The 24,831-nt window shown below is 69.3% G+C and carries 28 protein-coding genes; 16 read left to right on the top strand and 12 right to left on the bottom strand.

The window, feature by feature from the left end:
- Positions 1-45: 45 nt before the first annotated feature.
- Positions 46-1,056 carry a Gfo/Idh/MocA family protein gene (locus G406_RS0139715; RefSeq protein WP_037080984.1) on the top strand — a complete coding sequence of 337 codons (1,011 nt, stop codon included), beginning with the start codon at positions 46-48 and terminating at the stop codon, positions 1,054-1,056.
- Positions 1,057-1,081: 25 nt separating this feature from the next.
- Here G406_RS0139715 and G406_RS0139710 read toward each other — a convergent pair whose 3' ends face one another.
- On the bottom strand, positions 1,082-2,098 hold the full coding sequence (locus tag G406_RS0139710; RefSeq protein ID WP_037080981.1) for a LacI family DNA-binding transcriptional regulator: 1,017 nt from the start codon (positions 2,096-2,098) through the stop codon (positions 1,082-1,084).
- 106 nt (positions 2,099-2,204) lie between these two features.
- On the opposite strand from G406_RS0139710, the gene G406_RS0139705 reads away from it, so the two are divergent.
- The 9 genes from G406_RS0139705 (at position 2,205) to G406_RS0139665 (ending at position 10,224) form a co-directional block, all read left to right on the top strand.
- Positions 2,205-3,200, top strand: a complete 996-nt coding sequence (locus tag G406_RS0139705; protein WP_028938175.1) for a Gfo/Idh/MocA family protein — start codon at positions 2,205-2,207, stop codon at positions 3,198-3,200.
- Positions 3,201-3,338: 138 nt separating this feature from the next.
- A complete protein-coding gene (locus G406_RS0139700; protein ID WP_028938174.1) occupies positions 3,339-4,355 on the top strand; it encodes a Gfo/Idh/MocA family protein in 1,017 nt (338 codons plus the stop codon).
- The gene (locus tag G406_RS0139695) at positions 4,352-5,230 is read left to right on the top strand and encodes a sugar phosphate isomerase/epimerase family protein (RefSeq protein WP_028938173.1); all 879 of its coding nucleotides are present in this window, start codon (positions 4,352-4,354) and stop codon (positions 5,228-5,230) included. Before G406_RS0139700 ends, G406_RS0139695 begins: the two co-directional genes overlap by 4 nt.
- A gap of 313 nt (positions 5,231-5,543) precedes the next feature.
- Positions 5,544-6,485, top strand: coding sequence for a fatty acid desaturase family protein (locus G406_RS0139690; protein WP_211241410.1), 942 nt, complete (start codon positions 5,544-5,546; stop codon positions 6,483-6,485).
- Positions 6,486-6,488: 3 nt separating this feature from the next.
- Complete coding sequence (locus G406_RS0139685; protein WP_028938171.1) at positions 6,489-6,797, top strand: Rieske 2Fe-2S domain-containing protein; 309 nt, start codon at positions 6,489-6,491, stop codon at positions 6,795-6,797.
- 13 nt (positions 6,798-6,810) lie between these two features.
- On the top strand, positions 6,811-7,110 hold the full coding sequence (locus G406_RS0139680) for a DUF6506 family protein (RefSeq protein ID WP_028938170.1): 300 nt from the start codon (positions 6,811-6,813) through the stop codon (positions 7,108-7,110).
- 74 nt (positions 7,111-7,184) lie between these two features.
- Complete coding sequence (locus G406_RS0139675) at positions 7,185-8,294, top strand: phytanoyl-CoA dioxygenase family protein (protein ID WP_028938169.1); 1,110 nt, start codon at positions 7,185-7,187, stop codon at positions 8,292-8,294.
- Positions 8,291-9,448, top strand: a complete 1,158-nt coding sequence (locus G406_RS0139670; RefSeq protein WP_028938168.1) for a Gfo/Idh/MocA family protein — start codon at positions 8,291-8,293, stop codon at positions 9,446-9,448. Before G406_RS0139675 ends, G406_RS0139670 begins: the two co-directional genes overlap by 4 nt.
- Entirely contained in the window at positions 9,445-10,224 is a 780-nt protein-coding gene (locus G406_RS0139665) for an SDR family oxidoreductase (RefSeq protein ID WP_028938167.1), read from the top strand. The genes G406_RS0139670 and G406_RS0139665 overlap by 4 nt, the downstream gene beginning before the upstream one ends.
- A gap of 194 nt (positions 10,225-10,418) precedes the next feature.
- On the opposite strand, the gene G406_RS0139660 is transcribed toward G406_RS0139665, so the two are convergent.
- Positions 10,419-10,982: a TetR/AcrR family transcriptional regulator gene (locus tag G406_RS0139660; protein WP_028938166.1), complete on the bottom strand. Its 564-nt coding sequence runs from the start codon at positions 10,980-10,982 to the stop codon at positions 10,419-10,421.
- A 93-nt stretch (positions 10,983-11,075) separates the two neighbouring features.
- On the opposite strand from G406_RS0139660, the gene G406_RS0139655 reads away from it, so the two are divergent.
- The gene (locus tag G406_RS0139655) at positions 11,076-11,990 is read left to right on the top strand and encodes an SDR family NAD(P)-dependent oxidoreductase (protein ID WP_028938165.1); all 915 of its coding nucleotides are present in this window, start codon (positions 11,076-11,078) and stop codon (positions 11,988-11,990) included.
- 262 nt (positions 11,991-12,252) lie between these two features.
- Positions 12,253-12,618: a hypothetical protein gene (locus G406_RS52730; protein ID WP_051343309.1), complete on the top strand. Its 366-nt coding sequence runs from the start codon at positions 12,253-12,255 to the stop codon at positions 12,616-12,618.
- Positions 12,619-12,823: 205 nt separating this feature from the next.
- On the opposite strand, the gene G406_RS0139645 is transcribed toward G406_RS52730, so the two are convergent.
- The gene (locus G406_RS0139645) at positions 12,824-14,302 is read right to left on the bottom strand and encodes a flavin-containing monooxygenase (protein WP_051343308.1); all 1,479 of its coding nucleotides are present in this window, start codon (positions 14,300-14,302) and stop codon (positions 12,824-12,826) included.
- A gap of 111 nt (positions 14,303-14,413) precedes the next feature.
- Here G406_RS0139645 and G406_RS0139640 point away from each other — a divergent pair, with 111 nt between their 5' ends.
- Positions 14,414-15,337 (top strand): hydroxymethylglutaryl-CoA lyase, encoded by a 924-nt coding sequence (locus G406_RS0139640; protein ID WP_028938163.1) that lies wholly within the window; start codon positions 14,414-14,416, stop codon positions 15,335-15,337.
- Between the two features lie 239 nt (positions 15,338-15,576).
- Positions 15,577-15,795 (top strand): hypothetical protein, encoded by a 219-nt coding sequence (locus G406_RS0139635; protein ID WP_028938162.1) that lies wholly within the window; start codon positions 15,577-15,579, stop codon positions 15,793-15,795.
- Positions 15,796-15,968: 173 nt separating this feature from the next.
- Here G406_RS0139635 and G406_RS0139630 read toward each other — a convergent pair whose 3' ends face one another.
- Positions 15,969-16,631 (bottom strand): TetR/AcrR family transcriptional regulator, encoded by a 663-nt coding sequence (locus G406_RS0139630; RefSeq protein WP_051343307.1) that lies wholly within the window; start codon positions 16,629-16,631, stop codon positions 15,969-15,971.
- A complete protein-coding gene (locus tag G406_RS0139625; protein ID WP_028938160.1) occupies positions 16,628-17,911 on the bottom strand; it encodes an acyl-CoA dehydrogenase family protein in 1,284 nt (427 codons plus the stop codon). Before G406_RS0139625 ends, G406_RS0139630 begins: the two co-directional genes overlap by 4 nt.
- Before the next feature lie 354 nt (positions 17,912-18,265).
- Between G406_RS0139625 and G406_RS52725 the strand changes: the two genes are divergently transcribed.
- On the top strand, positions 18,266-18,541 hold the full coding sequence (locus G406_RS52725; protein WP_037080979.1) for a hypothetical protein: 276 nt from the start codon (positions 18,266-18,268) through the stop codon (positions 18,539-18,541).
- Positions 18,542-18,616: 75 nt separating this feature from the next.
- Here the strand turns inward: G406_RS52725 and G406_RS0139615 are convergent, their stop codons facing one another.
- The gene (locus G406_RS0139615) at positions 18,617-19,447 is read right to left on the bottom strand and encodes a PaaX family transcriptional regulator (RefSeq protein ID WP_028938159.1); all 831 of its coding nucleotides are present in this window, start codon (positions 19,445-19,447) and stop codon (positions 18,617-18,619) included.
- A 239-nt stretch (positions 19,448-19,686) separates the two neighbouring features.
- Between G406_RS0139615 and G406_RS0139610 the strand changes: the two genes are divergently transcribed.
- Positions 19,687-20,535 carry an alpha/beta hydrolase gene (locus tag G406_RS0139610; RefSeq protein WP_028938158.1) on the top strand — a complete coding sequence of 283 codons (849 nt, stop codon included), beginning with the start codon at positions 19,687-19,689 and terminating at the stop codon, positions 20,533-20,535.
- A 43-nt stretch (positions 20,536-20,578) separates the two neighbouring features.
- Here the strand turns inward: G406_RS0139610 and G406_RS0139605 are convergent, their stop codons facing one another.
- The 6 genes from G406_RS0139605 to paaA are packed head-to-tail and all read right to left on the bottom strand — an operon-like array spanning position 20,579 to position 24,658.
- Positions 20,579-20,884, bottom strand: coding sequence for a glutaredoxin family protein (locus G406_RS0139605; protein WP_028938157.1), 306 nt, complete (start codon positions 20,882-20,884; stop codon positions 20,579-20,581).
- Positions 20,885-20,894: 10 nt separating this feature from the next.
- Entirely contained in the window at positions 20,895-21,965 is a 1,071-nt protein-coding gene (gene paaE, locus G406_RS0139600; RefSeq protein WP_028938156.1) for a 1,2-phenylacetyl-CoA epoxidase subunit PaaE, read from the bottom strand.
- Positions 21,965-22,519 (bottom strand): 1,2-phenylacetyl-CoA epoxidase subunit PaaD, encoded by a 555-nt coding sequence (gene paaD, locus G406_RS0139595; RefSeq protein ID WP_084216758.1) that lies wholly within the window; start codon positions 22,517-22,519, stop codon positions 21,965-21,967. Before paaD ends, paaE begins: the two co-directional genes overlap by 1 nt.
- A complete protein-coding gene (paaC, locus tag G406_RS0139590; RefSeq protein WP_028938154.1) occupies positions 22,513-23,412 on the bottom strand; it encodes a 1,2-phenylacetyl-CoA epoxidase subunit PaaC in 900 nt (299 codons plus the stop codon). Before paaC ends, paaD begins: the two co-directional genes overlap by 7 nt.
- Entirely contained in the window at positions 23,409-23,699 is a 291-nt protein-coding gene (paaB, locus tag G406_RS0139585; RefSeq protein ID WP_028938153.1) for a 1,2-phenylacetyl-CoA epoxidase subunit PaaB, read from the bottom strand. Before paaB ends, paaC begins: the two co-directional genes overlap by 4 nt.
- Positions 23,696-24,658: a 1,2-phenylacetyl-CoA epoxidase subunit PaaA gene (gene paaA, locus G406_RS0139580; protein ID WP_028938152.1), complete on the bottom strand. Its 963-nt coding sequence runs from the start codon at positions 24,656-24,658 to the stop codon at positions 23,696-23,698. Before paaA ends, paaB begins: the two co-directional genes overlap by 4 nt.
- Positions 24,659-24,831: the final 173 nt, after the last annotated feature.

The raw sequence follows: 24,831 nt of genomic DNA, 5'->3' as shown, positions 1-24,831 counted from the left end.
CGTAGCACCACTCGCCACTCACGGGTAGTAGACGCAAGGAGGCACATGATCAACGTAGGCGTGATCGGCACCGGCATGATCGGCCAGGACCACATCCGCCGCCTCACCCACGTACTGGCCGACGCCCGGGTCGCCGCGGTCTCCGACGTCGACCAGGCGCGCGCACACGAGGTCGCCGCCGGCCTGCCCGGCGCACAGGTGTTCGCCACCGGCGAGGAGCTCATCGAGTCCTCGTCGGTCGACGCCGTCGTGGTGACCTCGTGGGGGCCGACGCACGAGCAGTACGTCCTGGCCGCCATCGCGGCGGGCAAGCCGGTGTTCTGCGAGAAGCCGCTCGCCGACACCGCCGCCGCGTGCTCGCGAATCCTGGACGCGGAGGTCGCCGCCGGCCGCCGGTCGGTCCAGGTGGGCTTCATGCGCCGGTACGACTCGCGGTACCTGGCGGTGCGCGAGGTGGTCGAGGGCGCCACCCTCGGTCAACCGCTGCTGATGCACGCGGCGCATCGCAATCCGTCGGTACCGGCGCACTTCACCAGCGACTCGATCATCACCGACAGCGCCGTGCACGACATCGACGTGGCCCGGTGGATGTTCTCCGCCGAGATCGTCTCGGTGACCGTCTTCAAGCCTCGGCAGAACCGGCGGGCCCTCGCCTCGCTGGACGATCCGCTGTTGCTGCTGCTGGAGATGTCCAACGGGGTGCTGGTCGACGTCGAGGTGCTGCTCAACGCGTCGTTCGGCTACGACATCCGGGGCGAGGTGATCTGCGAGGACGGGACCGTCGCGCTGTCCGAGAGTCCCGGCGCCATCGTGAAGTCGAACGGCGGATTCGGCGGGCGGGTGCCGGTCGACTGGCGGGAGCGGTTCGTCTCGGCGTTCGACGCCGAGTTCCGGGACTGGCTGGCCACGGTCGCCGCCGGCACGGAGCCGACCGGCCCGAGCGCCTGGGACGGCTACGCGGCCACGGTCGTCTGCGACGCCGGCCTGGCGGCGCTGCGCTCCGGCGCGCGCGAACCGGTCCCCCTGCGAGACACCCCGCCCCTGTACACCTCGTGAGTGTTGAGTGTGGTCATAGCCATACTCAACACTCACGAGGTGGGGCTGTGGTTCGGCGGACCACCAGGGCTGGGGGCAGGACCACCTCCCGGTGCTCCGTGCGCGAGCCGTCCAGACGTTGCATCAGCAGGCTGATGGCGTGCTCGGTCAGCGTCGCCGTGTCCTGCGCGACCGTGGTCAGCGCGACGTGCGCCAGGCGGGCCAGCTGGTCGTCGTCGTAGCCGACCACCGACACCTGACCGGGCACGTCGACGCCGTTGCGGACGAACACGTCCAACAGGCCGACCGCGCAGCGGTCGTTGAACGCCACCAGCGCCGTGGGTAGCGGTTCCGCCGAGTCGAGCAGCTCGCGCGCCGCGCTCATGCCGGCCGCCTCGTCCGCGCCGCCGGGCAGCGTGCGCGCCGCGAGGCCCGCGCGGTCCATCGCCAGCCGGTAGCCGCGTTGACGTTCCGCGGCGATCACGCCGGGATGGCCGCCCAGGTAGGCGATGTCCCGGTGGCCCAGCTCCGTGAGGTGCTCGACGGCCTGCGCGACCCCCTCCTCGTCGGCGAAGCGCACCACGTCGACGTCCGGGGAGTCGACCCAGCGGCTCACCACCACCACCGGCACCTGCCGGTCGAGCTCGACCAGACGCTCGGCCGGCGCGTCCGGGCCCAGCAGGACCAGCGCCTCGCAGCGGGAGTCCAGCAGGGTCTCGACCGCTCGCCGCTCGCTCCGGCTCCGGGTGATCGTGCTGAGCACCAGGTCGTAGCCGTGCTGCTCGACCGTCTCGTGCAGGTCGTCGACCAGCTCGGCGTGGAACGTGCTGCGTACCTCCAGCAGCACGCCGATCAGGCGGCTCCGGTGCGCGGCCAGCAGGCTCGCGGCCCGGTCGGGACGGTAGCCGAGGCGTTCGGCGGCCTCCAGCACCCGCTCCCTCGTCGCCGCGCTCGGGCCGGGGGCGCCGCGCAGCACCAGCGAGACGGACGCGGTCGACAGGCCGACCTCGGCGGCCACGTCGTCCAGCCGCACGCGTCGCCCCGGATTCAGCACCCTACGCATTCCGTTCGGTCGGCCCATTGACACCGGTGGTGTCCCGGCAGGATAGTACTCCGTATTAAAGCGCTTTAAATCCCCCGCATCAGAGTCGAGCAAAAGGGGCCACGACGTGACTGAGCCGTTGCGGATCGGTGTGCTGGGCGCGGCCCGCATCGCCACCAACGCACTGATCAAACCCTCGCGGCTGACCGGTGACCGGCTGGTCGCGGTGGCCGCGCGGTCTCGGACCCGCGCCGAGGACTTCGCGCGGGAGAACAACGTCGAGCGAGCCCTCGACGACTACGCGGCGGTGATAGCCGACGACGAGGTCGAGGTCGTCTACAACCCGTTGCCCAATGGCATGCACGGGCCGTGGAACACCCTCGCGGTGAAGGCGGGCAAGCACGTGCTGAGTGAGAAGCCGTTCGCCAGCAACGCCACCGAGGCGCGGGCGGTCGCGGACATCGCGCGCGCGTCGGGTGTCACCGTGGTCGAGGGCTTCCACTACCTGCACCACCCGCTCATGCGTCGCATCCACCAGCTGCTCGACAGCGGCGAGCTCGGCGAGCTGCGGGCCGTCGAGGCGCACATGTCGATGGAGGCCCCGGCCCCCGGCGACCTGCGCTGGTCGTTCGAGCTGGCCGGTGGCGCGTTGATGGACCTGGGTTGTTACGCGCTGCACGCGCACCGCACGCTCGCACCGTGGACCGGCGGCGAGCCGACCGTCGTCTCGGCCCTCGGCGGGGAACGCAGCCCGGGCGTCGACGAGTGGATCGACGCCGAGCTGACCTTCCCGAACGGGGTGAGCGGTTCCGTGCACTGCTCGATGAACGAGGCCCGGCAGTTCTCCCTGCACCTGGCCGGTTCGAAGGGCGAGGTCACGGCCCCGAACTTCGTGGCGCCGCACCGCGACGACCGACTGATCATCAGCACCCCGGCGGGCGAGCGCACCGAACACCTGGGTGCGCGCTCGTCGTACACCTACCAGCTCGACGCGCTGCGTGCCCACCTGCGCGACGGCACTCCGTTCCCGCTGGACCTCGACGACGCGATCGCCAACGCGGACCTGATCGACGCGGTCTACACGGCCGCCGGCTTCCCGCTACGCCCCACATACCCCTCGTGAGTGGTGCGGCCGTCTACCCCGAAGGGGCGCGAAGCGTAGCCGGTCCAGCCACTCACGACACGCTTTTCGTCGTGAGTGGCTAGACCGGCTATAGGCGGCCGCAACACTCACGGGGACCACCTGCGAAGGAGGACACACATGCGCCTAGGACTGATCGGACTGGGCCGGATCGGTGCGTTCCATGCGCGCACGCTGTCCGAGCTGGACGTCGTGGACTCGCTCGTGGTGACCGACGCCGTCCCGGACACGACAGCACGGGTCGCCGCCGAGGTGGGCGCGGAGATCGCCGAATCACCGGCGAAACTGCTGGCGGCGGGCATCGACGGCGTGCTGATCGCGGCTGCCACCAACGCACATCCCGAGCTGCTGCTCGCCGCCGTCGACGCCGGCCTGCCGGTGTTCTGCGAGAAGCCGCTGGCCGCCGACATCACCGACGCGGTCGAGCTGGCCACGAGGCTCGCCGGCCGCGACGATCGGGTCCAGATCGGCTATCCCCGCCGGTTCGACGCCGGGTACGCGGCCGCTCGGGCCGCCGTCGACAGCGGTGAGCTGGGCTGGCTGCACACGGTCCGGGCCACCACGCTCGACCCGGCGCCACCGCCGCCCGCGTACGTCGCGGTGTCCGGCGGCATCTTCCGGGACTGCTCGGTGCACGACTTCGACGCGGTCCGCTGGGTGACCGGGCGCGAGGTCGTCGAGGTGTACGCGGTCGGCGGCAATCGGGCCGACGGGCACGAAGGAGCCGCGTTCGAGCAGGTCGGCGACGTCGACACGGCCGCGACGACGCTGACCCTGGACGACGGCACGCTCGCCCTGGTCTCCAACACCCGCTACAACCCGCGCGGCTACGACGTCCGGCTGGAGCTGCACGGTTCGCGCGACAGCATCGCCGTCGGCCTGGACGACGGTCTGCCGCTGCGTTCGGTCGAACCGGGCATCGGCTTCCCCGCCGGGCCTCCGCACAGCTTCTTCATGGACCGGCTGGCACCGGCGTTCCGCGCCGAGCTGGCCGCGTTCACCGAGCTCGTCGCGGGCAGCCGGCCGTCGCCGTGCACCGTCGCCGACGCGATGGCGGCCGGCTGGATCGCCGAGGCCGCGACGCTGTCGCAACGCGAGCACCGCCCCGTCCGCATCGAGGAGGTACGTACCCCGTGAGCAGCAAGATTGCCGGCGCACCGATCTCCTGGGGTGTCTGCGAGGTCCCCGGGTGGGGCTTCCAGCTGGACCCGGCCAGGGTGCTGACCGAGATGAGCGAGGTCGGGCTGTCCGCCACGGAGTTCGGCCCGGCGGGCTTCCTGCCTTCGGCCCCGGACGCGATGGCCTCGACGCTGGCCGAGCACCACCTGCGGGCCGTCGGCGGGTTCACCCCGTTGCTGCTGCACGTGCCCGACCACGACCCGGTCCCCGAAGTGAGGACCCTGCTGGCGCAGTACCGGACGTCGAACGCGGGCACGCTCGTACTGTCCGCGATCACCGGTCAGGACGGCTACGACTCCCGTCCCGAGCTGGACGAGCTGGGCTGGACGACCCTGCTGACGAACCTGGATCGGCTGACCGCGGTGGCCGCCGAGGTCGGCGTGCACGCCGTGCTGCACCCGCACGTCGGCACGATGGTGGAGAACGGTGACGACGTGCGCCGCGTGCTGGACGGCTCGTCGATCGCATTGTGCCTGGACACCGGGCACCTGCTGATCGGCGGCACCGACCCGGCCGAGCTGACCCGCCAGTCTCCCGAGCGGATCGCGCACACCCATCTGAAGGACGTCGACGCGAGCCTGGCGAAGCAGGTCCAGGACAGCCGCCGCTCCTACACGGAGGCGGTCGGGCTCGGCATGTACCGGCCGTTGGGCCAGGGTGATGTCGACATCGCGGCGATCGTCGGCCACCTGCGGGCCCGCGACTACGACGGCTGGTACGTCCTGGAACAGGACACGATCCTGACCGAGGCCCCCACCGGTATCGGCCCGGTCGCCGACGTCCACACGAGCGTCGAACACCTGCGCTCGATCCTGGGTCGCGGCGATGGTTGAGCCAGCACAAATCCAGCCACAACAAAGCTCCGATAGGAGTTCCGGCGAAGGCCGGCGCCTTGAATGTCCGCAAGTAGGCTCTCACCCCGAGCGGCGGCTCCCAGGCGGCAAGGAGGCGCGCGACGGGCGACGAAGGAGCCTTGTTTTTCTGGGAGTACCCCCGAAGCGAAGCGAGTGGGGTGGTCACCGAAAAACTCCGCGCGGAACAGGCCCGAAAAAGCGGTACTCGCTGGTCGGGCCGGAAGCCGATCGCGCCGTCGAGGCTGGGCTGGTCGGCGGGCAGTGGTTCCGGTCGGACATCCCACGTCGGCGGATGAAGGAGCTGATGCGCCGCTCCGACCGGCCGGCGATCCGGGACACCGCGATCTGGCTCGGGTTGATGGTCGTCGCGGGGGCGCTGGGGTTCGTGTTCTGGGGCAGCTGGCTCGCCGTCCCGTTCTTCCTGGTGTACGGCGTGCTCTACGGGTCCGGCGGTGACTCGCGCTGGCACGAGTGCGGCCACGGCACGCCGTTCCGGACCCGGTGGATGGCGAACGCCGTCTACCAGCTGGCCTCGTTCATGATGATGCGCGATCCGACGGTCTGGCGGTGGAGCCACGCCCGTCACCACACCGACACGCTCATCGTCGGGCGTGACCCGGAGATCCAGGTGATGCGCCCGGCGCGGCTGGCGAAGGTCATCGCCAACCTGGCCGGCCTGTACGACGTCCCGGTCGCGCTGCGCGACCTGGTGCGGCACTCACTCGGACGGCTGGGCGCCGAAGAGGCCACGTTCATCCCGGAGACCGAGCGGTGGCGGGTGTACCGGACGGCGCGCATCCACCTGGCGATCTACCTGGCCGCCACGGCGTCGGCGCTGGTCACCGGCTCGATCCTGCCGCTGCTCTACATCGGCGGGCCCCGGATGTACGGCACGTTCATGCACGTTCTCTATGGCTGGACGCAGCACGCCGGCATGGGCGAGAACGTGCTGGACCACCGCTTGAACACCCGCACGGTGCACATGTGCCGGATCAACCGGTTTCTCTACTGGAACATGAACTACCACGTCGAGCACCACATGTTCCCGACGATCCCGTACCACCGGCTGCCCGAGCTGCACGAGGAGATCCGCCACGATCTCGCTCCCGCGTACCCGTCGATCTGGGCGGCGTACAAGGAGATCGTGCCCGCGGTGCTGCACCAGCTGAAGGACCCGAGCCACTACGTACGCCGGGAGCTGCCCGCCGGCGCGGCCCCGTTCCGGGAGGTGTGAGCTATGTGGGTTCCGGCCTGCAAACGTGACGACGTGGATCCGGACGATGTGATCGGCGTCGAGTACGACGGGGTGGACTACGCGGTCTTCCGTTCGCCGGGCGACGAGTACTTCGCCACCGCGGGGCACTGCACGCACGAACGTGAGCTGCTGTGCGACGGGCTGGTGATGGACGGCGAGATCGAGTGCCCCAAGCACCTGGGCCGGTTCAGCTACGCGACCGGCGAGGCGCAGGGCGCGCCCGTCTTGGTCGACCTCAAGACCTACCCGGTGAAGGTCGAGGGCGACACGATCTATCTGGACATCACCTAGGGAAGGACCGGATATGGCGCTCACACACTGGGGTTTCATCTACACGGCGGCCGGCGCTCCGGCCGAGGGCCGGGTGACGGTGGAGGACACCGGCGAGTGCCGCACGGTACTGGTCGGCGTGGCGAAGACCGAACAGGCGATCCCGGTGGCGAAGCAGCTGGTCGCCGACGGTGTGCAGCTGATCGAGCTGTGCGGCGGCTTCGGCCCGATCTGGACCGCGCGCATCCTGGAAGCGATCGACAACGCCGTCCCCATCGGCTCGGTGGCCTACGGTCCCGAGTCCGTCGACGGCGTCCACGCAATCTTCTCCTGACCCCGTGAGTGGCGAGTGGTCTCCCGAGACCACTCGCCACTCACGGCCTCTGACCTGCGACGAAGGAGTCGGACATGGCGCTGACCACGGAGAACTGCCGGCTGGACGAGCTGCGCGCGATCGTCGGGCAGCCCACGACGCTGAGCGAGTATCCGCACGCGGCCGAGGTTCTCGACGGTGTGCTCAGATACAGCCTCGACGGCTTCCGCGCCGCGCCGCTGGGCGAGCTGACCAGGGCGTTCGGTGACGGGCCGGGGATCGTGATGATCAGTGGCGCGTTCGAGGGCGGCATCGTGGACGCGGCGTCCGCGCGGTTCCGCGAGCTGATCGACGAGCAGGGTCCCACCCGCGGTGACCACTTCGCCCGGCCCGGCGCGAACGACCGCATCTGGAACGGCACGGAGAAGCTCGCGGTTCGCGCGCCGGAGACCTTCGTCGAGTACTACGCCACTGACGTGATCGCCAAGGTCGCCACCGCGTGGCTCGGGCCGGGTTACCAGGTGACCTCGCAGGTCAACGTCGTCAACCCGGGCGGCAAGGCGCAGGTCGGGCATCGGGACTACCACCTGGGCTTCCTCTCCCCGGACGTGATCGAGCGCTACCCCGACCACGTGCACCGGCTGTCCCCGGTGCTGACCCTGCAGGGCGCGATCGCGCATTCCGACATGCCGGTCGAGACCGGCCCGACGTGCTATCTGCCGCACTCGCAGAAGTATCCGCCGGGCTACCTGGCCACGGCGCGCGCCGAGTTCCGCGAGTACTTCGACGCCGAACACGTCCAGCTGCCGCTGGCCAAGGGCGACGCGGTGTTCTTCAACCCGGCCGTCATCCACGGCGCCGGCACCAACCGCACCGCTGACGTGCAGCGCATGGCCAACCTGCTTCAGATTTCCTCGGCATTCGGCCGCGCCATGGAGTCCATCGACCGGGAGCGCATGTGCAACGCCCTGTACCCGGCGTTGACCGAGTGGCATCGCCACGATCCGGGAGGCGCGGCGAACGCGGTCGCGGCGTCCGCCGAGGGCTACCCGTTCCCGACGAACCTGGACCTCGACCCGCCGTTGGACGGCCTCGCGCCGCCGAGCCAGGCCGACCTCGTCAGACGTGCACTCGCCGAGAAATGGCCAGCCGACCAACTGCGCGACGAGCTCGCGGCACACGCCGGCCGCCGGATCAGCTCGTGAGACGGCTCGGGGTCGGGCTGGTCGGCCTCGGCTGGATGGGCTCGCTGCACACGAAGGCCTACCAGGCGGTACCGACGGTCTTCCCGGAGCTGGCGGTGCGCCCCGTCCTCACGCACGCGGCGGACACCGCGCCGGACCGGGCCGCGCACGCCCGTGACGTGCTCGGCTATGCGAAGGCGGACACCGACTACCGCGCTGTGCTGGACGATCCGGACGTCGACGTGGTCTCCATCTGCGCACCGAACGCGCTGCACCGGGAGATCGCGCTCGCGGCCGCCGAGCGGGGCAAACCGTTCTGGATCGAGAAGCCCGTCGGGCTCGACAGCGGCGAGACCGCCGACATCGCAGCCGCGGCGACCGGCCTGGTCACGTCGGTCGGCTTCAACTACCGCTGGGCACCGGCGGTCCAGGGCATCCGTGACCTGGTGACCGGCGGCGAACTGGGGCGGATCACCTCGGCGCGCTGCGTGTTCCTCAACGGGCAGGCGGCGGACCCGAGGGTCGCGTTGTCCTGGCGGTTCCAGCGTGAGTTCGCGGGCAGCGGCGTCCTCGGCGACCTGCTCAGCCACGTCGCCGACTTGCTGCACTATGTCGTCGGACCGGTGACCGAAGTGTCCGCGACGTCGGCGATCGTGCACACCCAGCGCCCGATCGCACAGATGGGCACCGGCACGCACTTCTCTCTGATCGAGGGCGGCGAGCTGGGCCCGGTGGAGAACGAGGACCACGCGGTCGCCCTGCTCCGCTTCGCCGGAGGCGCGATCGGCACCGCCGAGGTATCGCGCGTCGTCGTCGGCCCGCAGTGCGGCCTCGCGCTGGAGGTCTACGGCACCGAGGGCTCCGCGACCTGGGACTTCGAGCGGATGAACGAGTTCCGGCTGTCGAACCTGCGCGCGCCCGGCTACACGACGGTCCTCGGGCACGGCGGTCTCGGCGACTACGCGAGGTTCCAACCGGGCCCCGGGGTGGCGATGGGTTACGACGACCTGAAGGTCATCGAGGCGGGCCGCTTCCTCGCGGCGGTGCTGGGGGTGACGGGCATCGGCGAGCCGTCGACCGTGGCCGATGCGCTCGCCGCGGCACGGGTCGTCCAGGCGGCCGTCGACTCGGCGACATCCGGTTCGTGGGCACAGGTGAAGGAGACACACGCGTGAGGCTGTTGGACGGCAAGGTCGTGTTGGTGAGCGGCGGCACCCAGGGGATCGGTGCTGCGGTGGCCCGCGCGGCGGCGCGGGAGGGAGCCGAGGCGGTCGCGGTGACCGGGCGACGGCCCGAACCGGGAGAAGCGCTGGTCACAGAGCTGCGGGCGGCAGGCACTCACGCTCTGTACATCCCGTGCGACGTTGCGGATGTCACGGAAGTGAAAAGTTCAGCGGATCAGACCATCGCCGAATACGGACGGGTAGATTGCCTGGTCAACGCCGCCGGACTGACCACGAGAGGCACGTTGCTGGACACCACGCCGGAGCTGTTCGACCAGCACCTGGCGGTCAACCTGCGCGGACCGTTCTTCCTGATGCAGGCCGTCGTGGCGAATATGGTGTCACGAAAGGCTCCCGGGACGATCGTCAACATCATCACGACATCGGAGCTGGGCGGCCAACCCTTCCTCGCCGCGTACGTCGCGTCGAAGGCCGGACTGGCCGGCGTGACCCGCAACGCCGCGCACGCCCACCGCTGGGACCGCATCCGCATCAACGGCCTCGACATCGGCTGGAGCGACACCGAGGGCGAGGACGAGATCCAGCGCCGGTTCCACGACGCCGACGACACCTGGCGCGAGCAGGCGGCGGCGACGCTCCCGATGGGCAAGCTGGGCCAGCCCGACGAGATCGCCGACTTCGTGGTCTTCCTGCTGTCCTCCCGCTCCGGCGTGGTCACCGGCTCGATCCTGGACTGGGACCAGAACGTAGCCGGAGCGCTGGATTAGCTCCTCGTGAGTGGCAAGGGTGTCTACCGCGAAGCGGCGCCGAAGGCGTAGGCGCTCGGAGCACTCACGACAGCTTTTTCGTCGTGAGTGTTCCGGGCGCCTATAGGCGCCCTTGCCACTCACGAGTCGACGGCGAAGCCGAGATGCCTTGAAGCCGGGCACGGGCAAAGCCGGGCACAGGACGGACTTGCACCTCAGGGGCTCCGTAACCCGGACCAGACAACAGCCAGCAGTTGCCGAGGCACGTCGGGGTCGGTGGCGTAGCGCTGCATTGCCTGGCAGCCGACCATCAGCGCCTTGACGTGCCGGACGTCGATGTCCGCGCGGATCTCGCCGCTGCGCTGTGCCGCCGTCAGCAGCCGCTGCAGGGCGTCGAGGAAGGCCTTCTCTTCGTCCGGCGCCGATATGGCGACATCGAACCCGGAGCCGGACATCGCCTCGACCAGGCCCTGGTTGCTCGCGGCCTCGACGAGCTCGGCGAAGAACTCCCGCAGCGCGGCCCCTGGTTCGTCGCCGTCGGCCAGCTCGTTGGCCCGCTCGGTGAAGCGCCGGATCCGGTCGACGACCACCGCGCCGTACAGCGCCTCCTTCGTCGGGAAGTGCCGGTAGAGCGTGCCCGCGCCGACACCGGCTCGGCGTGCGATCTCGTCGATCGGCACCGCGAGTCCTTCCTCGGCGAACGTCTCGTAGGCGACCTCGAGGACTCGTGCCCGGTTACGCGCCGCGTCCGCTCGCAGTGGCCTGGACTTCTCTGGCATACCTGAAGGCTCCTTGACAAAGCGGGGCGTGCGTTCCGTATAGTCGTAAGCGGAACGCACGCCCCGATTTTAGCCGACACAGGAGCATTCGACATGACCAGCACGAAGTGGACCGCCGCACAGATTCCCGACCAGCGCGGGCGCACCGCCGTCGTCACCGGCGCCAACACCGGACTCGGCCTGGAGACCGCGCGGGCCCTGGCCCAGCACGACGCGCACGTGGTGCTCGCGGTCCGCAACCTGGACAAGGGCAAGGAGGCCGCTGCCCGGATCACCGCAACCGCCCCCGGCGCCGACGTCACCGTGCAGCGCCTCGACCTGAGCTCGCTCGCCTCGGTCCGCGAGGCCGCCGAGGAGCTGCGCGCGAACCACCCGAAGATCGACCTGCTGATCAACAACGCCGGTGTCATGTACACGCCGAAGTCCACTACCGCCGACGGCTTCGAGCTGCAGTTCGGCACCAACCACCTGGGCCACTTCGCGCTGACCGGCCTGCTGTTCGACCACGTCACGGCGGCCGAGGGCTCCCGGATCGTCAACGTCAGCAGCATCGGCCACCGCATCCGCGCCAAGATCCACTTCGACGACCTGAACCTCGACCGCAACTACGGCCGGGTCGCCGCGTACGGGCAGTCCAAGCTGGCCAACCTGCTGTTCACCTACGAGCTGCAGCGTCGCCTCGCCGGCCGCACGACCAGCGCGCTCGCCGCGCACCCCGGCGGCTCGGCGACCGAGCTGATGCGCAACATGCCGGCGCCGTTCCCCGCCCTGAGCAACGTCCTCGGCGCGGCGTTCTTCCAGCCCGCTGCGATGGGCGCGCTGCCCACGCTGCGCGCGGCGACCGACCCGAGCGCGATCGGTGGCCAGTACTACGGACCGGACGGTTTCGGCGAGACCCGCGGCTACCCGAAGGTCGTCAGCTCGACCGCCCAGTCGCACGACGTCGAGATCGCACGCAGGCTGTGGACCGTGTCCGAGGAGCTCACCGGGGTCACCTTCTCGATCTGAAATCTGTGACCTTGCCGTGACCGAAGTGCGCCGCCGCTGTGACCGAATCGCCCACTTCTCGGGATGAAACCACCCCGGAACGCCCGTCCACACACCGGTTAAGAGTGGCCTAATTAGACCGGTAAGCAGGCACAATGCCTGGTCCAAGTGGGTGAAGCACACCGGGTTGGACTCCGTCAAATGGCCTCCCCTACCCTTGGCCCCTGCCGTACCAGCCGCGTGCGGTTCCACCAAGAGGAGGAAGGCACTTATGCAGCGACGTATGCGCGTCACCCTGGCCATCGTTGCGGCCACCGGAGCCCTGGCACTCGGCGCCGGCACCGCGGCCGCTGACCCGCTGGGTCTCGGCACCGACGGAATCCTGGGCGGGAGCTCGGACAAGGACTCGTCGTCGTCCGCCGACTCCGGCTACGGCAACGCCACCGGGACCGACGGCGAGGACGCCAACGGCTCCGAAGACGGCGCCGACGGCGCCGACTCGACCAGCACCGACGTCACCGGCAGCCGGGGCTCGGACAGCGAAGGCAGCGCCGACAGCAGCTCGGGTAGCAGCAGCGCGACCGGCACCGGTTCGAGCACCGGATCCAGCAGCACCGGCTCCACCGGCTCCGGCTCGAGCAGCAACTAGTACGTCCCCGGGTTCCCCGAGAGCCCGGACGATCGGCTACCCCGATGGCCGATCACCCGTAGGACTTGTCGGCCGATGAGCCGACACAGCGCCGGTGGGGAGGACCGCAAGGTCCCCCCGGCCGGTGTTTTTCTTTTCCATGATCACCACCGCCTGAGGGCTGTTCTCGGGCCGAGAAACAGCCCTCAGGCGGTGGTGATCATGGTTAGGCGCTCGAGCCGGCCGGGATGGGCGCGCGGACGAGCGTGAAGTCGTCCGGGTTCAGCGTGCGGGTGCGCTCGCCGTAGTCCTTCATGTAGTTGGGCCAGTTGGCGATGACCCTGCCGTTCTCGTTGCGGTACCACGAGTCGCACATGGTCCAGGCCGTGCCGGCGAACCGGGACTGCACCTCGCGGTCGCTCGCCGCCTCCACCTCGGGCCGCACGTCGATCGCGGCGGCACCGCTGTCGCGGACCCGGCTCAACGCCTGGCGCAGGTAACCGACCTGACGTTCCAGGAAGAAGATGATCGAGCCGCCGGACGTGTTGGTGTTCGGCCCGTACAGCAGGAACATCGACGGGAAGCCCGGCACGGTGAGGCCGAGGTGCGCGTGCGCGCCGCCCGACCACACGTCCCTCAGCGAGCGTCCCTCGGTGCCGGTGATGTCCATCGGGAACATGAAGTCGTTGGTCTTGAAGCCGGTGCCGTAGATGATGCAGTCGACCTCGTGCGTGCGGCCGTCCTCGGTGACCGGCCCGCTCGGCTCGACCCGGGTGATGGCCTCGGTGATCAGCTCGACGTTCTCCCGCTGCAGCGCCGGCAGGTACTCCGAGCTGAACAGCACGCGCTTGCAGCCGAACGTGTAGTCCGGCCAGGCCTTGCGGCGCACCTCGGGATCGGTCAGCTGGTTGCGCATGAACCGCGCCGAACGCCGCCCGACGAACCGCCCGATCGTCGTGGGGTTGCGGATCGCGGCGGTGAGCGACTCCATGTAGCGGAACAGCATGGTCCGCCGGACGGCCTGCACACCGGGCACCTTGATGAGCGCCTTGACCCACTTCGGGTACATCTTGTGGTGGCGCGGCAGGAACCAGTTGCCGGAACGCTGGAAGACGCGCAGCTCGGCTACCTCCTTGGCGATCTCCGGCACGAACTGCACCGCGCTCGCCCCGGTCCCGACGACCGCGACGCGCTTGCCGCGCAGGTCGTAGTCGTGGTCCCAGCGCGCGGAGTGGAAGCTGTGCCCGGTGAAGCCGTCCAGCCCGTCGAGCTTCGGCATCGCGGGCTGGTTGAGCTGGCCGGTGGCGAGCACGACGGACTCGGCCTCGTAGCTGGACTCCGCACCCGACGAGTCGGTCGCGCGCACCGTCCACCGGCAGGTCTGGTCGTCCCAGTGGCACGAGGTGACCTTGCGGTCGGTCACGATGTGCTTGTCCAGGCCGTGATCAGCGACGACGCCGCGCAGGTAGTCGAGGATCTCCGGCTGTGGCGAGCACAGCCTGGTCCAGTCGCGGCGCTGGGCGAAGGAGTACGAGTAGAAGTGGCTGGGAACGTCGCACGCGGCACCCGGGTACGTGTTGTAGTACCAGGTTCCACCTAATTCGGGCGCCGATTCGAGGATCGTCAGGTCGTCGAAGCCGTGTTTCCGCAGCTCGATCGCGGCGGCGATGCCGCCGAACCCTGCCCCGATGATGACGACCCGCACCGATACCGCTCCCAAAGATTGCACTGATCCTGACGTTGAAGTTTAAAGCTTTCAAGCGATCAAGACTTTGTTCGCCGAGGACAAGGTTTGAGTCCGGATTAGGCTCAGACCATGCGCTACGGGACCACACAACTGGCCGGACTGCCGAACAGAGTCACCATTTGCGAGGTCGGGCCTCGGGATGGACTGCAGAACGAGTCGGAGATCCTGCCCGTCGAGGTCAAGGTCGAGTTCATCGAACGCCTGGTGGCGGCCGGTCACCGGGTCGTCGAGTCGACCAGTTTCGTCCATCCGCGCTGGGTCCCGCAGCTTGCCGATGCCGCCGACGTGCTGCAACGGGTGCGCCGGGTCGATGGCGTCCGCTACCCGGTGCTGGTGCCGAACGAGAAGGGCCTGGCCCGCGCGCTGGAACAGGGCGTTCGGGACATCGCGGTGTTCGGCAGCGCGACCGAGACGTTTGCGCAGCGCAACCTCAACCACACCCTGGCGACCCAGATGGAGATGTTCGCGCCGGTCGTGGAACGGGCGCGTGAAGCGGGTCTCGCGGTGCGCGGCTATCTGTCGATGTGCTGGGGCGACCCGTGGGAGGGCGAGGTCGCGGTCGACCAGGTGGTGACCGTGGCCCGGCGGATGATGGCGCTGGGGTGCACCGAGCTGAGCCTCGGCGACACGATCGGCGTGGCGACCCCCGGTCACGTGGTGGCCCTGCTCGACGGCCTGGTCGCCGCCGGCGTTCCGGTCGAGCAGATCGCGGTGCACTTCCACGACACGTACGGGCAGGCACTGGCGAACACCCTCGCCGCGCTGCAACAGGGTGTGACCACCGTGGACGCTTCAGCCGGCGGGCTCGGCGGCTGCCCGTACGCGAAGAGCGCGACCGGCAACCTGGCCACCGAGGACCTGGTCTGGCAGCTGAACGGCCTGGGCATCGACACCGGCATCGACCTGGACAAGCTCGTGGAGACCAGCGCCTGGATGGCCCAGCAGCTGGGCCGCCCCAGCCCCTCAGCGGTGGTCCGAGCCCTCACCTCGTGAGTGTTGAGTGTGGCTATAGCCATACTCAACACTCACGAGACCTCTGCATACGCACACGGTGAGCGACCGGGCGGTCGCTGCCTGATATCGCTAGATCTCGACCGCTTAACGAACCGATCTCAAATCGTGACCCGATCGGAGTACCGCCCGGGGTGGAGCCACCCGGTTGGAGTCGCCTAGCATGCCCCAGTCGAACTAATCGACGCTCGCTCCCCGAGCAGACTTTTTTAGGAGTAACTATGAAGCGCAGCCTGGGCATCGCCCTCGCGGCCGTCGCCGCCACCGGCGCCGTGGCACTGGGTGCCGGCACCGCCTTCGCCGACGACAACGGCCCGGTCAACATCGAGCAGACCGAGAGCGGCGACAACGCCACCCACGGTGTCGACCAGGACAACGCCAACCTGTCGGCGCCCGAGGGTGCCCCGGTCATCGGCGGCAAGAACCTGCTCGGTAACTGAGCTTCGCTCAACTGAACGTTCGGCGGCAACGTGGCCGCCACGAAACGGGCCCGGTCATCGCGACCGGGCCCGTTCTGGTCTCCGGGCGGACTTCGCACACCGTCGCGTCGCCTCGCACACGTCCGGACGTGTGCGACGCAGCACGACGGTGTGCGAAGTTGCGGTGAGGGCGGCTAGAGCGGGCGGGACAGCAGCGCTCGGGTGCGCGGGGACAGCGGCGCGGTCAGGAGTGCCTGCACCAGGTCGGTCAGCTGGCTGGCGAACAGGCGGTCGTCGCGGCGCGGCAGCGGTTGCCTCGCCCGGCGGCCCAGCTCCACGTAGACGAACCGCATCGTGGCAAACCGCCGGTGCAGCCGCCCGGCCGCGTCCGAGGACAGGAACGGTTCCGCCAGGTCGCCCCAGCGGCGGTGCGGCCCGATCAGCGCCTCGATCATGCTCCCGGGCTCGAAGCGCCAGTCGCTGCGGTTGACCACCTCCGCCGCGATCTGCAGGAACTCCGGGCCGCCGTCCGCGCAGTCCAGCTCCGCGCACAGCGGCAGCACCAGACCGTCCACCAGATCGGCCAGCGCCCCGTTCGCCTCGATCTCCCAGCGCTCCAGCAGCGCCGCCTGGCGCATCCGCACGTGCGTCAGGTGATGGTCCAACACGGCATGCAGCAGACCGTCCCGGGAGCCGAAGTGGTACTGCAGCGCCGTCGTGTTGCGCTGCCCCGCCTCCCGGGTGATCTGCCGCAACGACACCCCGTCCACCCCGTGTGCCGCGAACAGCTGCTCCGCCGAGCGACGCAACGCGTCCCTCGGCGAGGTGTGCTCGTCGGCCGCGAGGTGCTGGGTCACTGGTTCGCGGTGGCAAGCGACAGGTAGTCGGCGAACTTGCGCTGCGCCGCGTCCCGCCTGGTCGGCACGTGCTCGGTGGGCACGTCGGTCGGCTGGTAGCCGCGCAGGATGCGGCGCGCGACGGTCGCCTTGTGCACCTCGTCGGGGCCGTCGTAGATGCGTGCCGCACGCGCCGCGCGGTACATCTGTTCCAGCGGGAGGTCACCGGAGAAGCCCAGCGAGCCGTGCACCTGGATGGCCCGGTCGATCACGTCGTGCAGCACCTTCGCGCCCCAGTACTTGATCATCCCGATCTCGACCCTGGCGTTCGACGCGCCGACCTGGTCCATCGTCCACGCCGCCTGCAGGGTGAGCAGCCGCGCCGCCTGCATCTCGGCGGCCGAGATCGCCACCCAGTCCTGCACCATCTGCTTGTCGGCGAGCGCCGAACCGAACGCATGGCGGCTCACCGCGCGCTCGCACAGCATGTCGAACGCGCGCTTCGACTGACCGAGCCAGCGCATCGCGTGGTGGATACGGCCCGGCCCGAGGCGCTGCTGCGCTAGCCGGAAGCCGTCGCCGGGGTTGCCGATCAAGTTCTCCTTCGGCACCCGCACGTCGGTGTAGAGGACCTCGGCGTGGCCACCGTCCAGCCCACCGCTGTGCGGGTGGTCCATCACCGGGATGTCGCGCACGACGTTCACGCCGGGGGTGTCCACCGGCACGACGATCATCGAGGAGCCCTGGTACGGCGAGACGTCGGGGTCGGTCACCGCCATGACGATCAGGAAGTCGGCGATCGAGGCGTTCGACGAGAACCACTTGTGTCCGTTGATCACGTACTCGTCGCCGTCGAGAACGGCGCGGGTGGTCAGCATCGTCGGGTCGGCGCCCGCGCCGGGCTCGGTCATGGAGAACGAGCTGCGCAGCTCACCGCGCAGCAGCGGGAACATCCAGCGTTCCTTCTGCTCCGGGCTGCCGCCGATGGCCAGCAGCTCCGCGTTGCCCGAGTCGGGTGCCTGGTTGCCGAACACCCCGGGCGCGTACTTGCACTGACCCAGGATCTCGTGCATCAGGCCGAGCTTGACCTGACCGAAGCCACCGCCGCCGAGCTCGGGCGGCAGGTGCGCCGCCCACAGTCCCTGTTCCTTGACCTGTTCCTTGAGCGGCGCGGTGATCCGGTCGTAGGTCGCCCAGTCCAGTTCCAGGGTCTCCAGCGGAATGATCTCGTCGCGCACGAAGTCGCGCATCCAGTCGAGCTTCTTGTCGAACTCGGGCTCCGTCGAGAAGTCCCAGGCCATCGCTTGCCACCCATCTGTCGGCTCGTCTACGTCAGTTGACTGCAAGGCTAAGGCAACTGACTTAGTAACGGAAGGGACTACAGAGGGGCAGTGCAACACGCATGGTGAGAGCTGGACCACTCTCATGAGCCTCATTATCACCAACAGTCACAGGAATCCTGCGCAAATCTACCCGGAGTGACAGTTGCGTTACGGGTGTGCGACGGCCGACAGAAAATCCTTGATAAACCGGTGGGGCATGTGCGCTAGGCCGGATGAGTGGCCTAAACTCCCTCACGCTGTAACCCGGATGGCGGCATCCCGCCGACATCCACCTGTAAGAGAAACATCGCTCCCCAAGCGTTTGGAGATTCCATGCAGCGTGGTCTGCGTATCACCCTGGCCGTTGCGGCCGCCGCCGGCGCCGTCGCCCTGAGCGCCGGCACCGCATTCGCTGACACCCCCGAGGCCCCGGCCCTGCCGTCGGCCGACAGCATCAGCACCCCGGCCGTCCCCTCGGCCGACTCGGCCGAGACCCCGGCCCTGCCGGAGGCCGGCACCCTGCCGTCCGCCGACTCGCTCCAGGCCCCGGCCGTCGATGCACCGAAGCTCGGCGACTCGCAGAAGAACAGCCTGCCACTCGGCAAGTGATCACGGCCTGAGCGGCGGTAACCCGCCGTTCAGGAACGAACAGGGCCAGCCCGTCGGGCTGGCCCTGTTCCGTTTCTATCCCGCGCGCCGCTCGCTGGTCCGCCCGAGCGTGCCCGCGATCAGCTCGTCGACGTAGGCCTCGGCCGGAGCCCGCAGCAGGCTGTGCACCTGCATGAACATCTCGTGCGCCGCACGACCCGTCCAGTCGTCCGGGAGCAGCTCCGCCGGCAGGTCCGGGTCCTGGAACGGCAGCTTCTGATAGTCGTAGACCAGCTGCATGCGTTCGGCCAGCGCCTCGGGACCGTCCAGGTCACCGGACCGGTACTCGTCCATCCGGGCCTGGTAGCGGCGCAGCAGCCGGGCGTAGTCCTGGTCCAGCCGGCTGAGGTCCCACGCGCGGGCCGCGATGTCCCGGTCGTGATCCGCGCCCTCGGAACGGGCGTGCAGCAGGTCCAGCTGGATGGAGGACTGGTCGGCGAAGCTGTCCCGCACCTGCGCGACCCGGTCGTGCGGACTCACCCACACCGACTGGGCCAACGGGCCGAACCCGAGCCACTGCAGCTTCTTGCGCAGCTGCTCACGCAATGCGCGATCGGTCTCCGGCACGGAGTAGATGACCGTGTGCCAGCGCCCGTCCCACGGGCCGTCGACCCGCTGGAAGATACGGCTGCGTCCTTCGTCGAGGAGCCGCCATGCCTTGTCCGTCAGTACATAGGTGGTCTCCCGACCATCCCGTCTGCTGCTGAGCCACCCCTCGCGGCGCAGCCTCGTCACCACCACCCGGACCGTGGCTTCGCGGACCCCGAAACAGTCCATCAATGCAATCAACCCACGTAACCGGACCTCCCCGCCACGGAATCGCAAGTAGTCACCGAACAGGTCGAACACCACGGTTCGCGCCTTCACACACACTCCCCCGACATGCCCATTCCCCCGAGCTAACTCCTGACAGATGAGCAACCGACAGCAGCTGAAGGCAGGATAGTTACACATCGAGAAGGTTTCTTAACCTTCTGCTGGGCCAAAGGTGGTGGCGTCCCCCCTTATGGGTGGGTTTCTTGCTATTCCAGGTGCGCATGTGAGTGAAGATCCAGAAGGCTCGGAAAGAACTGGAGCGCTGTGATAGCAGCGGGCACAATCTCTGCGTGGTCGCCACCTTCGTGCTCGTTCATGGGTCGTTCTGCAACTCCGGGGTCTGGGCACGCGTCGCGGGTGAGCTCGCACTGCGCGGCCACCGGACGGTCGCGGTCGACCTGCCGGGCCACGGCCTCGGCGCCACCGTCCCGCTCGCCTACCGGTGTCCGCAGGACGTCGACGGACTGGCCGCCGCGCCCAGTGGCATGGCCGGGATCAGCACATCCGACGACATCGCGCTGGTCAGCGACGTCGTGCGGCGAGCGTCGTCGCTGGGGCCGGTCGTGCTGGTCGGGCACAGCCGGGGCGGGCTCACCGTCACCGCCGTGGCCAACCGGCTGCCCGAGCTGATCAGCAGGGCCGTGTACGTCTCCGCGTGGTGTCCGGCGGGGCGCACCGTGAGCGAGTACCAGGAGCTGCCCGAGCTTGCGGAGGGGCTGCTGACCGAGGTCGCCGCGATCGCGGTGGGCGACCCGGGCCGGCTGGGCGCGTTGCGGCTCAACTGGCTGACCGGCGACCCGATCCACCTGGACGCGATCCAGCGCCTGCTGCTGGCCGACGGGAACCGCGAGGAGCTGCTCGGTTACCTGCAGTTCCACCAGCCGGACGAGGCGCTGCGCATCGACGAGACGGCGACCAAGGTCGATCCGGAGACGTGGGGCCGGGTCCCGCACAGCTACGTCCGGCTCACCGAGGACCTGGCGCTGCCGTTGACCGTGCAGGACCGGCTCATCAAGGACGCGGACGAGCTGTGCCCGGACAACCCGTTCGACGTGCACTCGCTGGCCAGCAGCCACATCGGCTTCCAGCTGCGCCCCACCCGGATCGTGGACATCCTCGACGCCCTACCCACCTCGTGAGTGGTACGGGCGCCTATAGGCGCCCGTACCACTCACGAGGAGTTCAGCGGCCGCGCAGGCGTTGCCACAGTGAGCGGTCCGCGGGCAGGTCGAGGCTCGGGTCGGACTCGGCCAGCAGCGCCTTCACCGCACCGATCTTGGGGTTGACCAGGCTCTTCTCGCCGATGAACACGGTCGGCACGGTCTCGTTGCCGTTCGCCGCCGAGCGCACCCGGGCGGCCGCGTCCTGGTCCTCCCAGATGTTGTGCTCCACGATCGACACCCCGGCCTGCTCGGCCAGCGCGCGCACGCGAGGGGTCAGGCTCATGCAGAACGGGCAGCCGGGACGCCAGTAGTACTCGATGGTCACCGGACCATTATCAGCTGTCGTAGTCGACGGTGACCTTCTCGGACACCGGCAGGGTCTGGCAGGTGAGCACGAAACCGGCGTCCAGCTCGTCCTGTTCGAGGGCGAAGTTGCGACGCATCGTCACCTCGCCGTCGGTGACCAGCGCCCGGCAGGTGCCGCACACGCCACCCTTGCAGGCGAACGGCAGGTCGCCCCTCACCTGCTGCGCGCCGTCCAGCACCGACGTCGCCCTGGCCAGGGTGAGCGTGGTGGACCGGCCGTTCAGCACGACCGTCACCTCGCTGGTGTCGCCGGTCGCCGTGACGACGTCGTCGGCATGGTGCAGCTCGGGTGGCGGCTCGTCGACGTAGAACAGCTCGCGGTGCACCTTCTTGCGGTCGACCCCCAGCTCGGTCAGCACCTCGACACCGGCGTCGGTCATGCCCAGCGGACCGCACAGCCACCAGTGGTCGACGCTGTCGGCGTCCACGAGCCTGGTCAGCAGCTCACGCAGCTTGTCCGCGTCGAGGCGTCCGGAGAAGATGTCCGCCTCCATCGGTTCCCGGGACAGCACGTGCAGCAGGTGCAGCCGGGAGCCGTAGAGGTTCTTCAGGTCGGCGAGCTCCTCGGTGAACATCACCGTGTCGGTCCGGCGGTTGCCGTACAGCAGCGTGACACGGGTGTCGGGGGCCGCGGCGAGGACGCTGGCCGCGATCGACAGCACCGGGGTGATGCCGGAGCCCGCCGCGATCAGACCGTGGTGGGTGCCGGCGACCAGGTCCGGGGTGAACGACCCGGCCGGCGGGCCCACCTCGACCTCGTCGCCCGGCTTGACCCGGTCGACGAGCCATTCGGAGAACAGGCCGGTGTCGATCCGCCGGACGCCGACCCTCGGTGCGGCACCGACCGGCGCGCAGATCGAGTACGAACGTCGTTCCTCACCGGCGTCGGTCTCCTGGCGCAGGGTCAGGTACTGGCCGGCGCGGAAGTCGAACCGCTCACGCAGCCCGTCCGGGACGTCGAAGGTGACCGTCACCGCGTCGTCGCACAGCCGCTGGACGTCCGAGACACGCAGCAGGTGAAAGCCAGTTGCGGCGGACACTAGATCTCCTTCATGTGCTCGAAGGGCTCGCTGCAGGACGGGCAGCGGCGCAGCTCGGTGCAGGCGGTGGGACCGAAGCGGGACAGCTCATCGGTCGCGGGCGCGCCGCAGTTCGGGCAGCGCACGGCCCTCGACGGGAGTCCCAGGCTGAGCGGCACCGGGCCGCTTCGGCGCGGGCCGCCACTGCCGACGTGCGCGGGTGGCGCGATGCCTGCCTCGGCGAGCTTGCGCCTGCCGTCCTCGCTGATCCAGTCGGTGCTCCACGGCGGCGAGAACACCGTCCGCACCTCGACGCTCCGGTAGCCGGCCTCGAGAAGTGCCGCGCGCAGGTCCGAGCGCATCTCCTCGACGGCGGGGCAGCCGGTGTAGGTCGGGGTGATGGTGACGGCGACCGCGTCGTCGTCGGAGACCGTCACGGATCGCACGACGCCCAGGTCGGCAAGGGTGAGCATCGGCATCTCCGGGTCCGTGACCCGCGCGGCCACGCCCCAGGCTCGTGAGTGTTGCGTGTGGCTATAGCCAGACTCAACACTCACGAGTTCGTGGGTCACCATGTCGCGTCCGGGTGCTGGCGGGCCAGGCTCTGGAACTCGGCGAGAACGCGGCCGAAGAACTCGGTGTGCACGCCGTCCCGGCCCGAACGCCCCGCGATGGGGCCGGCGGCGGGACGTTCCGGGCGGGTCAGCGTCGCCTGGCCGAGCACCTGGTCCAGTACGTCGTCGAACTCCGCGCGGACGTCCGCCGGATCCGTCGCGACACCGGCGGCGACCAGCCGACGCTCCACGTCATGAGTGCGGAACAGCTCGCCGACCCTGGGCCACACCCAGTCCAGCGCCGTCTGCATCCGCCGATGGGAGACCTCGGTGCCGTCGCCCAGACGCAGCGTCCAGCGTGCCGCGTAGTCGCGGTGGTAGGTCAGCTCCTTGACGCCCTTGCCCGCGACCGCCGCGATGACCGGATCGCTCGAGTCGAGCAGACGGTTGAGCACCGCGAGCCGCCACGTCGAGAAGATCAGCAGGCGGGCGATGCAGCGGGCGAAGTCCAGCTCGTCGTCCAGCTCCGCGAGCGCGACGTTGCGGAACTCCGCATCGGTACGCCAGTAGGCCAACCGGTCCTCGTCGCGGCCCGCACCCTCCACCTCACCTGCCCTGGCCAGCAGAATCCGGGCCTGGCCGAGCAGGTCGAGCGCGGTGTTGGCCAGCGCGACCTCCTCCTCCAGCTCCGGTGCGTTGCTGACCCACTCGGTGAGCCGGTGGCTGTAGATCAGCGCGTCGTCGCCGAGCATCAGGCAGTAGGCGGCCAGGTCGGCCGGATCGACCCCGGCGGGCACCGGCGCGGTGATCTCGACCCCGGCGTCGCTGAACCCGGTGCCGAACGCCCAGTGACCGTCGGTGGTGTCGCCGTGCTGCTCGGTCAGTCCCTCATAGACGTTCTGTTCGGCGTTCACAGGTGCGGCACCTCCTCCGGGATGTCGTAGAAGGTCGGGTGCCGGTAGACCTTGTCGCCGGACGGAGCGAAGAACGGGTCCTTCTCGGCGGGGCTGGACGCGGTGATGTCGTCGGCGAGCACCACCCAGATCGACACGCCCTCGTTGCGGCGGGTGTAGATGTCGCGCGCGTTGTGCAGCGCCATCTCCGCGTCCGCGGCGTGCAGCGAGCCCACGTGCACGTGGTTCAGGCCGCGCTTGCCGCGCACGAACACCTCGTACAGCGGCCAGTTCTTCCGCTCGCTCATGCCGCCGCCCTCGTCTTGCGCTGCTGCTTCTCCGCGTACGCGGCGGCGGCCTCACGGACCCACTCGCCGTTCTCGTGCGCCCTGCACCGATGGGTCAGCCGCTGGGCGTTGCACGGCCCGCCACCGCTGATCACGGCCTTGAACTCGGCCCAGTCCGGCTCGCCGTAGTCGTGCTTGCCACGCTCGGCGTTCCACTTGAGGTCCGGGTCCGGCAGCGTCACCCCGAGTGCCTTGGCCTGCGGCACCGTCATGTCCACGAACCGCTGACGCAGCTCGTCGTTGGTGTGGCGCTTGATGCCCCACTGCATGCTCTGCTGGGTGTTCGGCGAGTCACCGTCGGGCGGACCGAACATCATCAGCGACGGCCACCACCAGCGGTTCGTCGACTCCTGCACCATGTCCCGCTGCGCCTGGGTGCCGGACATCATCGTCATCAGCAGCTCGAAACCCTGCCGCTGGTGGAACGACTCCTCCTTGCACACCCGGATCATCGCCCGCGCGTACGGCCCGTACGAACACCGACACAACGGCACCTGGTTGCAGATCGCCGCGCCGTCCACCAGCCAGCCGATCACCCCGATGTCGGCATACGACAACGTCGGATAGTTGAAGATCGACGAGTACTTCTGCTTGGACTCGATCAGCTTCTCGGTCAGCTCCGACCGGTCCACGCCCAACGTCTCCGCCGCCGCGTACAGGTACAACCCGTGACCGGCCTCGTCCTGGACCTTGGCCAGCAGGATCGCCTTGCGCCGCAGACTGGGCGCACGCAACAGCCAGTTGCCCTCCGGCTGCATCCCGATGATCTCCGAGTGCGCATGCTGCGCGATCTGCCGGATCAACGACTTGCGGTACGCCTCCGGCATCCAGTCCCTCGGTTCGATGCGCTGATCAGCGGCGATCGTGGCGTCGAAGCCGGACTCGAGTTCGGTGGCCGGGCCTTGCTCGGTGGTGGTCATGCGCGCGTCCTCCAGACCGAATGTTCGTTCGGTACTAACTATGACGCACTCACCGCGCGAGCGCAACCTCGCGCTGGCACCACACACACCCCACCCGCGAGTCGGGGGTTTCAGCACAGCGAGTCGGTCGTCTCAGCACACCGAATCGGCCACTGCGGCACAACTACGCATGT

Origin of the sequence: Actinospineispora spinosispora DSM 44797, assembly GCF_000429025.1 — a bacterium.
Taxonomy (GTDB): Bacteria; Actinomycetota; Actinomycetes; order Mycobacteriales; family Pseudonocardiaceae; genus Pseudonocardia; species Pseudonocardia spinosispora.
The sequence above is the reverse complement of the archived record's forward strand: the minus strand, read 5'-3'. Positions and strand labels throughout refer to the sequence as shown.

Coding starts and splice junctions, on each gene's coding strand:
- paaA (WP_028938152.1), bottom strand. CDS start 24,658: ATGACCACCACCGAGCAAGGCCCGGCCACCGAACTCGAGTCCGGCTTC.
- G406_RS0139700 (WP_028938174.1), top strand. CDS start 3,339: ATGCGCCTAGGACTGATCGGACTGGGCCGGATCGGTGCGTTCCATGCG.
- G406_RS0139685 (WP_028938171.1), top strand. CDS start 6,489: ATGTGGGTTCCGGCCTGCAAACGTGACGACGTGGATCCGGACGATGTG.
- paaD (WP_084216758.1), bottom strand. CDS start 22,519: ATGGTGACCCACGAACTCGTGAGTGTTGAGTCTGGCTATAGCCACACG.
- G406_RS0139640 (WP_028938163.1), top strand. CDS start 14,414: ATGCGCTACGGGACCACACAACTGGCCGGACTGCCGAACAGAGTCACC.
- G406_RS0139690 (WP_211241410.1), top strand. CDS start 5,544: ATGAAGGAGCTGATGCGCCGCTCCGACCGGCCGGCGATCCGGGACACC.
- G406_RS0139710 (WP_037080981.1), bottom strand. CDS start 2,098: ATGCGTAGGGTGCTGAATCCGGGGCGACGCGTGCGGCTGGACGACGTG.
- G406_RS52730 (WP_051343309.1), top strand. CDS start 12,253: ATGCGCGTCACCCTGGCCATCGTTGCGGCCACCGGAGCCCTGGCACTC.
- G406_RS0139680 (WP_028938170.1), top strand. CDS start 6,811: ATGGCGCTCACACACTGGGGTTTCATCTACACGGCGGCCGGCGCTCCG.
- G406_RS0139625 (WP_028938160.1), bottom strand. CDS start 17,911: ATGGCCTGGGACTTCTCGACGGAGCCCGAGTTCGACAAGAAGCTCGAC.
- G406_RS0139635 (WP_028938162.1), top strand. CDS start 15,577: ATGAAGCGCAGCCTGGGCATCGCCCTCGCGGCCGTCGCCGCCACCGGC.
- G406_RS0139655 (WP_028938165.1), top strand. CDS start 11,076: ATGACCAGCACGAAGTGGACCGCCGCACAGATTCCCGACCAGCGCGGG.
- G406_RS0139675 (WP_028938169.1), top strand. CDS start 7,185: ATGGCGCTGACCACGGAGAACTGCCGGCTGGACGAGCTGCGCGCGATC.
- G406_RS52725 (WP_037080979.1), top strand. CDS start 18,266: ATGCAGCGTGGTCTGCGTATCACCCTGGCCGTTGCGGCCGCCGCCGGC.
- paaB (WP_028938153.1), bottom strand. CDS start 23,699: ATGAGCGAGCGGAAGAACTGGCCGCTGTACGAGGTGTTCGTGCGCGGC.
- G406_RS0139660 (WP_028938166.1), bottom strand. CDS start 10,982: ATGCCAGAGAAGTCCAGGCCACTGCGAGCGGACGCGGCGCGTAACCGG.
- G406_RS0139715 (WP_037080984.1), top strand. CDS start 46: ATGATCAACGTAGGCGTGATCGGCACCGGCATGATCGGCCAGGACCAC.